Source organism: Sphingomonas sp. GM_Shp_1 (genome assembly GCF_026540895.1).
Classification (GTDB): Bacteria; Pseudomonadota; Alphaproteobacteria; order Sphingomonadales; family Sphingomonadaceae; genus Sphingomonas.
In genome coordinates this window covers 1-11,733 of sequence record NZ_JALNUR010000060.1, presented here as the reverse complement: position 1 = coordinate 11,733, position 11,733 = coordinate 1, and the positions used below count along the sequence as shown (strand labels likewise).

Sequence of the window (11,733 nt, the reverse complement as noted above, 5' to 3'; positions counted from 1 at the left end):
CTCGACCTCAACGACCGCATCTGCAAATGGCCGCTGGGCCATCCGGGCGAGCCGGACTTCCACTTTTGCGGTGAGAAGGTGAATCCGGGCTTCCCCTATTGCGTCGCGCATTGCGGCCACGCCTATCAGGCGCAGCTCCCCCGCCGCGACCGTCGCCCGCCGCCGCCCCTGCCCTTCGGCGGCCCGCGCGTCCGCTGATTCGGGGTCGATGAGGAAAAGCCCGCCGGTTTTGCGACCGGCGGGTTTTTTCGTGGCTGGTGTAATCCCTTGGGCTTCGACTTCGCTCAGCCTGAACGGCATGAGGGATATGGGCATGATACCCACCTCCGTTCAGGCTGAGCGAAGTCGAAGCCCACGCCCCAAGCTCGCCTCAAAGGAAAAGGGGCGCCCCCAACTGGAACCGCCCCCTCACCTCAGAACCGGAACGCCGCCGTCGCGCGCAGCGAATGCCAGCGGAACTTGTCGTCCGACCGGCGGATGTCCGTCCCCGCCGTGTTCGGCGCCAGCACGAACGGATTGTTCGCGAGCGCCGACCCCTGGGTCACCCGCACCCGCGTGTCGTCGTCGCGATACTGGTGGTACATATATTCCATGCCGATCGAGAAGTTGCGCCCGATCTTCTGCTCGATGCCGCCGCCGCCGAGGAAGCCGAACTGGTTGCGGTCACCGCTGAGCGCGAAGGCGTTGGTCGCGTTCGACGTGGTGAAACTGCGGTTGATCCGCGCATAGCCGCCGCCGAACGTGCCATAGAACAGCGTCTTGTTGGCCGCATAGCCCAGACGCCCACGCACAGAGGCTTCCCAGTCGATGCTGCGGGTGAAGGTGTACCAGGCGGGCGTGGTCGAAAAGCCCGACACGCTGTCGTTGATCTCGGACTTGCCGAATTCGCCGACCGCGCCATAGACGATGTTGCCGACCTGATGGTCGATGCCGACCCGGCCATAATAGGCGATGCCGTCCTTGTCGTTGTCGCAACCGGTCGCGGCGTTCTGGGGCGACAGGACGCTGCGCGCACGGCCGTTGCAGAAGCCCGGCGAGAAGGCATTGGCCCCCGTCGGGGTCGTCACGACATCGCCGAAGCTGCCGTCCAGATTGCGGTCGAACAGCATGCGCGAACCGACATCGTTGCCCTGCACGTCATAACCGAAGCTGCCGCCGACATAGACGCCAGAAAAGGGCGCTTCGTCCGTATCGGCATAGCTGTCCTGCGCCATCGCGGGCGCGGCGAACAGCGCCGAGGCGGCGACCCCCGCCATCCAAAACTTGACCATAAAAACTCCCGTACCCTTGGCTTTAGGTTTCGGCGCAACGGGTGGGTGCGGAAGAAATATCCCGAAAACCAACATGGGCAAAGTTTTGTCGCAATTGGCGGGGGCGCCACAACGCTGGCGCGCGGGCCTCACAGCGCCTATAGTTCCCGTTATGTCCAATGACCTGTTCGCGGGCGGTGCCCGTCCCCAGCCCGCCTATGACGCCTCCTCGATCGAGGTGCTGGAGGGGCTGGAGCCGGTCCGCCGTCGTCCGGGCATGTATATCGGCGGCACCGACGAGCGCGCGCTGCACCACCTGGCCGCCGAAGTCCTCGACAATGCGATGGACGAGGCGGTGGCGGGGCATGCCAACCGGATCGAGGTGAGACTGGAGCCGGGCAACCGCCTGACCATCGTCGACAATGGGCGCGGTATCCCGGTCGATCCGCACCCCAAATTCCCCGACAAGTCGGCGCTGGAAGTGATCCTGTCGACGCTCCACTCGGGCGGCAAGTTCACCGGCAAGGCCTATGCGACCTCCGGCGGCCTGCACGGCGTCGGCATCTCGGTGGTCAACGCGCTATCGTCCGACACGGTGGTCGAGGTGGCACGCGAACGGGTGCTCTATCGCCAGCGTTTCGCGCGCGGGCAAACGCTGGGCGCCCTGGAGACGGTGGGCGCCGCCCCCAATCGGCGCGGTACCAGCGTCGCCTTCACGCCCGATACCGAGATTTTCGGCCCCGAACTGAACTTCAAGCCCGCCCGGTTGCACAAGCTGGTCCGCTCCAAGGCCTATCTGTTCGCAGGGGTCGAGATACGCTGGCACTGCGCGCCCGAGCTGATCACCGACGACACGCCCGCCGATGCGGTCTTCCAGTTCCCCGGCGGTCTGGCCGACCATCTGAAGGAGCAGATCGGCGGCCGCGAATGCGCCACGGCCGATTTCTTCTCGGGCAATCAGGACTTCCCTGCCGAACAGGGCCGCGTCGAATGGGCGGTCGCCTGGCCGCTGTGGAGCGACGGCAGCTATAGCTGGTATTGCAACACCATCCCGACGCCGGATGGCGGTACGCACGAACAGGGCCTGCGCCAGGCGCTGGTGCGGGGGCTGCGCGCCTTCGGCGAGTTGGTGAACCAGAAAAAGGCCAAGGACATCACCGCCGACGATGTCATGGTCGGCTCCGAACTGATGCTGTCGGTCTTCATCCGCGAACCGCAATTCCAGAGCCAGACCAAGGACCGGCTCACCAGCCCGGAAGCGGCGGGCTTGGTCGAAAAGGCGGTGCGCGACCATTTCGACCATTATCTCTCGGCCAACATGGATCGCGGCAAGGCGCTGCTCGGCTATGTGCTCGACCGGATGGACGAGCGCCTGCGCCGCAAGGCCGAGCGCGAGGTCAAGCGCAAGACCGCCACCTCCGCCCGCAAGCTGCGCCTGCCCGGCAAGCTGACGGACTGTTCGGCCGACAGCCCCGAGGGCACCGAGCTGTTCATCGTCGAGGGCGACTCGGCAGGCGGCTCGGCGAAACAGGCGCGCGACCGCAAGACCCAGGCGATCCTGCCGATCCGCGGCAAGATCCTGAACGTCGCCAGCGCCACCTCGGCCAAGATCCTCCAGAACCAGGAAATCGCCGACCTGACCCTCGCCATGGGCTGCGGCACCCGCAAGGATTGCGACCCGACCCAGCTACGCTACGAGAAGATCGTCATCATGACCGACGCGGACGTGGACGGCGCGCATATCGCCACGTTGCTGATGACCTTCTTCTTCCAGGAAATGCCCGACCTGGTCCGGCGCGGGCATCTCTATCTGGCGCAACCGCCGCTCTATCGCCTGACGGTCGGCGCCAAATCGCTCTATGCCCGCGACGACGCCCACCGCGCCGAACTGGAGCGCACCGCGTTCAAGGGCAAGAAGGTCGATGTCGCCCGCTTCAAGGGCCTGGGCGAGATGAACCCCGGCCAGCTCCGCGAAACCACCATGGACCCCGCGACCCGCAGCCTGATCCGCATCACCTTGCCCCAGGAATATGAGGAGCGCGCGGGCGTGAAGGACCTGGTCGACCGGCTGATGGGCAACAACCCCGCCCACCGCTTCGCCTTCATCCAGGAAAATGCGGCACGGCTGGATGAAGAGGTGATCGACGCCTGACCGGGCGGGTGTTGTTTCGCTTTTTCCGATCGGCTAACGTGGCATCGGGCGGCCCTTCGAGCCGCCCTTTGCTGTTTGAAGGAGACGTCCCGTGACCATCACCGCCCTGATGCCCGTTTACCCACGGTGCGGGGTGCGTCCGGTCCGAGGCGAAGGCGTCTACCTGTATGGCGAGAATGGCGAGCAATATCTGGACTTTGCCGCCGGAATCGCGGTGAATGCGCTGGGCCATGGCCACCCGAAACTGGTCGAGGCGATCGCCAAACAGGCCGCGACACTGATGCATGTGTCGAACCTGTATGGCAGCCCGCAGGGTGAGCATTTCGCCCAGCGGCTGGTCGATTCGACCTTTGCCGACACGGTGTTCTTCACCAATTCGGGCGCCGAGGCGGTCGAGTGCGCGATCAAGACCGCGCGTCGCTATCACTTCGCCAATGGCAATCCGCAGCGCCACACGCTCATCACGTTCAATAACGCGTTCCATGGCCGGACGCTGGGCGCGATCTCGGCGACCAACCAGCCCAAGATGCGCGACGGGTTCGAGCCGCTGCTGCCCGGCTTCGCCTATGCGCCATTCGACGATCTGGAGGCGGCGCTGGCGCTGATCGACGAGAACACCGCCGGTTTCCTGGTCGAGCCGATCCAGGGCGAAGGCGGCCTGCGTCCCGCCAGCATGGAGTTCCTCCAGGGGCTGCGCAAGGCGTGTGACGAGCATGGCCTGCTGCTGGTGCTGGACGAGGTGCAGTGCGGTTACGGCCGCACAGGCAAGTTCTTCGCGCACGAGCTGTACGGCGTGACGCCCGACATCATGGCGGTCGCCAAGGGAATCGGCGGCGGCTTCCCGCTGGGCGCATGCCTGGCGACCGAGGAAGCGGCCAAGGGCATGGTGATCGGCACCCATGGCTCGACCTATGGCGGCAACCCACTTTCCATGGCCGCCGGTGAGGCGGTGCTCGACGTGATCCAGGAGCCGGGCTTCCTCGACCATGTCGAGGCGATGGGTAAGCGGCTGCGTTCGACGCTGGAGCAGATGATCCCGAACTTCGACCATCTGTTCGAGGAAGTGCGCGGCCACGGCCTGATGCAGGGGCTGAAGATGAAGAGCGACAGCCGCCGTTTCGTCGCGCATTGCCGCGACCATCACGGGCTGCTGCTGGTCGCGGCGGGCGAGAATGTCATCCGCATCCTGCCGCCGCTGACCATCGACGAGAGCCACATCGCCGAGTTCGCGACGAAGCTGTCGGACGCCGCGCGCGTCTATGTCCCCGCCGCCGACGATTGATCTTTGCCACCCCGGCGGCACCGCCCGCCGGGGGACGGAGTATTGCCCCATGACGATCCGCCACTTCCTGAACCTCGCCGATGCCGGTCCCGAGGGTGTGACCGCCATTTTGGCTGACGCACAGGCCCGCAAGGCCGCCCGCGCCGGTTTCACCAAGGGCCGCGTCGATGCCGATGCGCCGCTTAGCGGTCACACGCTGGCGATGGTGTTCGAGAAGAACTCGACCCGCACCCGTGTCAGCTTCGACATGGCGATCCGCCAGTTGGGCGGCACCTCGATCATGCTCGACGCGGGGACGATGCAACTCGGCCGCGGCGAAACCATCTCCGACACCGCGCGCATCCTGTCGGGCTATACCGATGCGATCATGATCCGCACCGACGACCATGCCAAGGTCGAGGAAATGGCACATTATGCGACCGTGCCGGTCATCAACGGCCTGACCGACCTGTCGCACCCCTGCCAGATCATGGCCGACCTGCTGACCGTGATCGAGGCGGGCAAGACCCTGTCCGGCCTGAAGGTCGCTTGGCTGGGTGACGGCAACAATGTCCTGCACTCGATCGTCGAGGCGGGCGGGCTGCTCGGCTTCGACGTGGTTGCCGCCTGCCCCAATGGCTATCACCCGGAGCCCGGCACGCTGGAGCTGGGCCGGGGCCGAGCGACCTGCACCACCGATCCGCGTGCGGCGGTCCAGGGCGCCGACATCGTCGTCACCGACACCTGGATCTCGATGGGCCAGGCCCATGCCGAGGAAAAGCTGGCGGCGATGATGCCCTATCAGGTCAATGCCGACCTCATGGCGCTCGCCAAGCCCGACGCCAAGTTCCTCCACTGCCTGCCCGCGCATCGTGAGGAAGAGGTGACGGGCGCGGTCATCGACGGCCCGCAGTCGTTGATCTGGCCGGAGGCGGAGAACCGGCTCCACGCGCAGAAATCGGTCCTGCGCTGGTGCTTCGGCCAGATCGGTTGATCGCCGCGCGACCCATCCTATCTAAGGAAAGGCCGGCGGGTTCGTCGGCCTTTCCTCTTTCCCTGCCAGACCGGCACCATATCGCCCGGCCGCCAACCGGAGCGTAAAGGCACGAGCATGACCGACATCACCCTGCCCGAACTCGACCGTGCGATCGGTTTCACCATTCCCGAGCAGCATGCGCGCGGGCGTCTGGTCCGGCTGGGCCCGGTGCTGGACGAGATTCTGACGGCGCACGCCTATCCCCCGGCGATCGAGCGGTTGCTGGCGGAGGCGCTGACCCTGACCGCGCTGATCGGCACCACGCTGAAGGACGCGGACGGCCAACTGACCATCCAGACGCGCAGCGATACGGGCGTGATCCAGTTGCTGGTGTGCGACTATCGCGGTGGCGAGCTTCGCGGTTATGTCCAGTTCGATGCCGACAAGCTGGCCGAGCTTCCCGCCGACCCGACGCTGTTCGCGCTGTTCGGTCAGGGCTATCTGGCGATCACCTTCGACCTGGCGGTGACCGGCGAGCGCTATCAGGGCATCGTACCGATCGACGGCGAGACGCTGTCGGCGGCGGCGGAGAGCTATTTCACCCAGTCGGAGCAGATCCCCAGCCTGTTGCGCGTCGGGATCAGCAAGGGCCCGGACGGCCGTACCGTCGCAGGCGGCCTGTTCCTCCAGCATCTGCCCGAGGGCGAGGAAGGCCGCGAGCGTCTGCACGTCAAGCTCGACCATCCCGAATGGGAGCATGTCCAGGCGCTGGGCCAGACCATGGAGGCCGAGGAACTGGCCGATGCGGCGCTGCCGCTGGAGACGTTGGTGTGGCGCCTGTTCAACGAGGAACAGGATGTCCGGGTGACCCAGGCCCCGGCGATCGTGCGCGGTTGCCGGTGCTCGGCGGACTATATCGCCAGCGTCATCACCAAATTCTCGGTCCAGGAACGCCGCGACATGGCGGACGCCGATGGCCTGATCCAGGTGGATTGCGCCTTTTGCGCCAAGAAGTTCCCGGTCCGCTACGACGCCGAGGCGACGGCTTAAACCTGTTCCTCCTCTGTAAGAGGGGGCGACAGCCCGCAGGACTGACGGCGGGGGATCTGCCCCTCTACTACCAGCCTGCGCCTAGCGGCCCCCTCCCCAAGCCAGCTTGGGGAGGAATTGGCGTAGTATCGATAACCACACGCCCGACCCCGGCGAAGGCCGGGGCCCAGTTGCGGTGTCGATGGGATGATTTGCAGGGTCAATCGACATTCATGCTACTCCCTCTCCCCTGGACAGGGGAGAGGGTTAGCGGAGCTTGTCAGCCTGCTGGCTAGGGCAGCTTGGGTGAGGGGTGTCCCCCTCTCGATAGCGCGACACCCCTCCGTCAGGCCTGACGGCCTGCCACCTCCCCTTACAGGGGAGGAATGGGTGAATGTCGATCCGGCCTGGGCGACGTCGCGGCGCGCCATGAACGACGTGGCAACGGGGCCCCGGCCTTCGCCGGGGTCGGGTCGGTTGGCAGGGGGTTAGCCCCCCAAAGCCTCGACCAGGGCCTTGACCTTCTGCTGCCGCCATTGCGGCAACGGGGCGACCAGCCAGTAACCCATGCGTGAGGGCACCGCCTCGCCTGTCGCGACGACCCGCCCCTCGGCCAAATCCCGCTCGGCGAGCAGTTGCGGCACGACCGCACGGCCCAGCCCCGCCGCGACCGCATCGATCGCCAGCCCTGCATCGGTCACGCGGACCAGCGGCGTACCCTCTTCCGGCGCCCCCGGCCAGGCGATCAGCGGCGCATCCTCCGGCCCGATCGCGATCATCCCGTCCGACTCGATCGCCTCGCCCTCCAGCCCGCCGGGCCCGTCGCCCCAGCGGATGGCGAGGTCCAGATTGGCCTCGGTGAAGTCCAGCCCCTCGTCCGACGCGATCAGCGAGAAGCGCAAATCGGGGTCGCTCGCGGCAATGGCAGCCAGGCGCGGCATCAGCCATTTCTCGGTCACGTCGCGCGGTGCGGCGATGGTCAACGACTTGGACGACTGGCCCGCCTGCATCGCGCGCACCGCATCCTCGAATTGCAGGAAACCGGCGCGCAGCGGCGCCAGGCCCGCCTCGGCCTCCGGGGTCAGTTCCAGCCCGCGCGTGGTGCGGCGGAACAGGACGACGCCCAGCGTATCCTCCAGCGCGCGGATCTGCTGCCCCACCGCCGCCGGGGTCACCGCCAGCTCATCGGCGGCGCGGGTGAAGCTCAGATGGCGGGCCGCGGCGTCCAGCACGCGCAGCCCATTGAGCGGCAGATGCGTCCGCTTCATGATTCCACCGCCGGGGCGACCAGTGCGAACTGGGGAATGGCCGCGTCGAAGGTCACGCCGTCCGCGCCGACCATGCGATAGCTGCCCTGCATCGCACCGCTGGTCGTCGCCAGCGGACAACCCGAGACATAGTCATAAGACGCACCCGGCTGGATCACCGGCTGCTCGCCGACCACGCCCTCGCCCTCGACCGAATGGCGCGCGCCGCGCCCGTCAGTGATGATCCAGCGGCGGGTGAGCAACTGCACCGGCTGCTCGCCGTCATTCTCGATACGGACATGATAGGCCCAGAACCAGCGCCCGCGCTGCGGCTCGGACTGTTCGGGCAGATAGCTGACCGACACCCGAACCGTCACCGGACCGGTGGTCAGCGCATGGGGGAAGAGCGCCTTCACAGACCCACGACGCGAAGAGCCTGGTCGAGATCGTCGATCAGGTCGTCCGCATCCTCCAGCCCGACATTGAGGCGCAGCATCCCTTCGCCGATCCCCATCTCGATCCGCTTCTCCTCCGCGACCCCGGCATGGGTGGTCGAAGCGGGGTGGGTCATCAGCGAGCGCGAGTCGCCGATATTGTTCGAGATGTCGATCAGCTCCAGCGCGTCGAGCAGGCCATGCGCCTGTTCGCGTCCGCCATCCAGTTCGATCGCGAAGATGCTGCCCGCCGCCTTCATCTGGCGCATGGCGAGTTCGTGCTGCGGATGGCTGGGCAGGCCGGGGCACAGGACGCGGGGCACGCGGGTTTCCAGGAACTTCGCGACCTTGATCGCCGATTCCGACTGGCGATGGATACGCAGGTCCAGCGTCTCCAGCCCCTTCAACACCACCCAGGCGTTGAACGCCGACAGGGTCGGCCCGGTATTGCGGGTGAAGGGCAGCAGGGTGTTGGTGATGAAATCCTCGGTCCCGCACACCGCGCCCGCCAGCACCCGGCCCTGCCCGTCCATCATCTTGGTGGCGGAATAGGCGGTCACGTCCGCGCCGAACTCCATCGGCCGCTGGAGCGCAGGGGTGGCGAAGGCATTGTCGACGACCGTGGTGATGCCACGCTCGCGCGCGATGGCGCAGATCGCCTCCAGGTCCGCCACGTCCATGGTCGGATTGGCAGGCGTCTCGAAGAAGAAGACCTTGGTCTCGGGGCGCACCGCATCCAGGAACGCCTGCGGGTCGCGCGCATCGACGACGGTGGTGGCGATGCCGAACTTGGGCAGCAACGTGTCGGTCAGCCAGCGGCACGACCCGAACGCCGCGCGCCCGCCGACCAGATGGTCGCCCGCCTGCAACTGGCAGAGCAGCACCGCCGTCATCGCCGCCATGCCCGAGGCCATGGTGCGACACGCCTCCGCGCCTTCGAGCAGGGCGATACGCTGTTCCAGCATCTCCACGGTCGGGTTCTGGAGGCGGGAATAGGTCATACCCTCCTGCTCGCCCGCGAACCGCGCCGCCGCGTCACCCGCCCGGTCGTAACAATAGCCCGAGGTCAGGAAGAGCGCCTCCGACGTCTCGCCATATTCCGACCGCGCGGTGCCGCCGCGCACGGCCTGCGTCGCGGGACGCCACTTGGTGGTGATCGAACGGTCCTGGCCAGTCTTGCGCTTCATGCCCGCCCATTTGCCGGTCCGGGAGGCGGGGTTCAAGGATATTCGGTCATTGAAGGGGATGGTCATCGTTACCGGACGCCGGGCTTTGCCCCTCCACCACCGGGCTCCGCCCGGCGGTCCCCCTCCCCATCGGAGATGGGGAGGATTGAAGAACGTCCATTCCTCCCCAAGCATGGCTTGGGGAGGGGGACCGCCCGGCGCAGCCGGGTGGTGGAGGGGCAGCCCCCCCCCTCGCTCCCCTACTGCGCCTCGCGATGGTTCGTAACCTTGCCCCAGATGGGCTTGTCCACCGTGGTCAGCCTGTCGCTCTCATCGCCGGTCAGGTCGAAGAACAGGATCCGGTTCGCCCCCGCCTTCAACCATGGCCCAGGCGTATAGAGGGTGTGGACCGGCCCGATACTCCAGAAGCGACCCAGATTATGGTCGTTGAGCCACAACTGCCCCTTATGCGCAGCCCGCATGTCCAGATAGGTGTCGCCGGGCTTGGCCACCGTCATCTCCGCCTCGTAGAAGCAAGGCCCGGTGCACGGCTTGGCCGAAAGTTTCAGCTTCGCGAGGTCGTCCATCGGCAGGCGGAACATCTGCCAGTCGCGCAGAGGTTGGCCCGAGAGAGTCACCGCGCCGGTGAGACCGGTCTGTTCGGTGCGGATCGCGTGAGAGTAATTCACCCGGCCGGTATTCTCGACCAGGACGTTCAGCGTGGTCGGCTTGGCCCGCGCGGGCAGTTCGACCGTCTCCTGATCCAGCCGCCGGTCCAGCGTACCGACCAAGGTCTTGTCCAGATAGACCTGGGCATAGCTGTGCATACCCTTCAGCGTCAGCGGCCCCGCCGCACCAGCAGGCACGGTCACGCGGTAGAGGACGTAACCGTAATTCTGGTCGAGTTCCTCGAACGTCATCGGCTGGGCCGAGCGCACCGGGGCCGGCAGATTGTCCCAGAGCGACGCGCTGCGCCGGATCGCCGAGACCGGAAAGGTCGTCGCCACCGTGGGCGCGGGCGTCGGGGCGGCGGGCTTGCCGGTCACCTCGGCGATGGCAGCGGCGATCAGGCCGTACTTGTAACGGGGATTGCCCGCCTCATCGATCGGCGCGTCATAGTCATAGCTGGTAGTGTCGGGATGATAGTCCTTGCCGGTGTGCGAATCCGCGCCGTTCATCCAGCCGAAGGTGGTGCCGCCATGCACCATGTAGAGCGAGATCGAATAGCCGCGCTTGAGCATATAGGCCATTTCCTCGGCCTCTTTCTTACCGTCGGTCTCGTGATGGTTCTCGCCCCATTTGTCGAACCAGCCCGCCCAATATTCGCCGACCATGCGCAGGCCGTCGGGGCGATAGGCCTCCAGCTTGGCGACCGAGCTTTGCGCGCCCCCTGAGCCGAAATTGACGACCGAGGGCAGGTTGGGCAGCGAGCCCTTGGCGAGGTCGCCGCCCTGGTTGCTGGTGAACAGGATGCCGTCAGCAAACCCGGCGCGCTTGTAGCTCGCCTCCAGCCCGCGCAGATATTCCAAGTCGCTGCCGAATGCGCCATATTCATTCTCGAGCTGCACCGCGACGATCGGCCCGCCATTCTTCAGCAGCAGCGGCTTCACCTCCTGCCCCAGCCGCATCAGCCAGCGGTCGACGGCGGCGGTATATTTCGGATCCGTCGAGCGCAGGACGAGCTTGCGGTCCTTGAGCAGCCAGGCGGGATAACCGCCCAACTCCCACTCGGCGCAGACATAGGGTCCGGGGCGCAGGATCACGTCCAGCCCCTCCGCCTGCGCATCTCGGATGAAGGCGACGATGTCGTTCTGGCCGCTGAAATCATAAACACCGGGACGCGGCTCATGCGCGTTCCAGAAGGCATAGGTGGTGATGGTGTTCAGCCCCATCGCCTTGGCCTTGCGCAACCGGTCGCGCCAATAGGCGCGCGGAATGCGGACATAGTGCATCTCGCCCGAAATCACCTGATGCGGCTGGCCGTTGCGCACAAAGCCCTTACCCTGCACCGAAAAGCTGCGGGCGGGGCCGTCATTGGCGGTGGGCGCCTGTGCGCCGAGCGGGGACAGCGCCGTCGCCGCCAGAATCCCGCCGATGATCGTGGATCGAACCGCCTGCCTCACATCACTCTCCCGAAACGCCTTGATCGTGGCGGATGGGGTCGGCGTCATTTCCATGCCTGCCCCGCCGCTTTCCCCATGGGTGCCATGGGCGAGCG

General features: G+C 66.5%; 10 protein-coding genes. 5 read left to right on the top strand and 5 right to left on the bottom strand.

All coding sequences use genetic code 11. The annotated features are described in order from the left end of the window. Positions 1 to 198, top strand: a 198-nt coding sequence (locus tag OXQ33_RS16995; protein ID WP_276040286.1) for a GcrA family cell cycle regulator, incomplete at its 5' end; no start/stop codon positions are given. A gap of 215 nt (positions 199 to 413) precedes the next feature. Here the strand turns inward: OXQ33_RS16995 and OXQ33_RS16990 are convergent. Then, positions 414 to 1,271 carry a hypothetical protein gene (locus OXQ33_RS16990; protein ID WP_267435935.1) on the bottom strand — a complete coding sequence of 286 codons (858 nt, stop codon included), beginning with the start codon at positions 1,269 to 1,271 and terminating at the stop codon, positions 414 to 416. A gap of 151 nt (positions 1,272 to 1,422) precedes the next feature. Between OXQ33_RS16990 and parE the strand changes: the two genes are divergently transcribed. The 4 genes from parE to OXQ33_RS16970 all read left to right on the top strand — a co-directional run bounded on the left by parE (position 1,423) and on the right by OXQ33_RS16970 (position 6,689). Next, the gene (gene parE, locus OXQ33_RS16985) at positions 1,423 to 3,402 is read left to right on the top strand and encodes a DNA topoisomerase IV subunit B (protein WP_267435933.1); all 1,980 of its coding nucleotides are present in this window, start codon (positions 1,423 to 1,425) and stop codon (positions 3,400 to 3,402) included. 91 nt (positions 3,403 to 3,493) lie between these two features. Beyond that, positions 3,494 to 4,684 (top strand): aspartate aminotransferase family protein, encoded by a 1,191-nt coding sequence (locus tag OXQ33_RS16980; protein WP_267435931.1) that lies wholly within the window; start codon positions 3,494 to 3,496, stop codon positions 4,682 to 4,684. Positions 4,685 to 4,733: 49 nt separating this feature from the next. After that, a complete protein-coding gene (gene argF, locus OXQ33_RS16975; RefSeq protein WP_267435929.1) occupies positions 4,734 to 5,657 on the top strand; it encodes an ornithine carbamoyltransferase in 924 nt (307 codons plus the stop codon). A 117-nt stretch (positions 5,658 to 5,774) separates the two neighbouring features. Further along, entirely contained in the window at positions 5,775 to 6,689 is a 915-nt protein-coding gene (locus OXQ33_RS16970) for an Hsp33 family molecular chaperone HslO (protein WP_267435927.1), read from the top strand. A 467-nt stretch (positions 6,690 to 7,156) separates the two neighbouring features. Here the strand turns inward: OXQ33_RS16970 and OXQ33_RS16965 are convergent, their stop codons facing one another. The 4 genes from OXQ33_RS16965 to OXQ33_RS16950 all read right to left on the bottom strand — a co-directional run. Then, on the bottom strand, positions 7,157 to 7,936 hold the full coding sequence (locus tag OXQ33_RS16965) for a LysR family transcriptional regulator (RefSeq protein ID WP_267435925.1): 780 nt from the start codon (positions 7,934 to 7,936) through the stop codon (positions 7,157 to 7,159). Further along, positions 7,933 to 8,331 carry a Co2+/Mg2+ efflux protein ApaG gene (gene apaG / locus OXQ33_RS16960; RefSeq protein ID WP_267435924.1) on the bottom strand — a complete coding sequence of 133 codons (399 nt, stop codon included), beginning with the start codon at positions 8,329 to 8,331 and terminating at the stop codon, positions 7,933 to 7,935. The genes OXQ33_RS16965 and apaG overlap by 4 nt, the downstream gene beginning before the upstream one ends. Then, complete coding sequence (locus OXQ33_RS16955; RefSeq protein WP_267435923.1) at positions 8,328 to 9,536, bottom strand: aminotransferase class I/II-fold pyridoxal phosphate-dependent enzyme; 1,209 nt, start codon at positions 9,534 to 9,536, stop codon at positions 8,328 to 8,330. The genes apaG and OXQ33_RS16955 overlap by 4 nt, the downstream gene beginning before the upstream one ends. A 239-nt stretch (positions 9,537 to 9,775) precedes the next feature. Beyond that, the coding region (locus tag OXQ33_RS16950) for a beta-galactosidase family protein (protein ID WP_267435921.1) at positions 9,776 to 11,733 on the bottom strand (1,958 nt) is incomplete at its 5' end.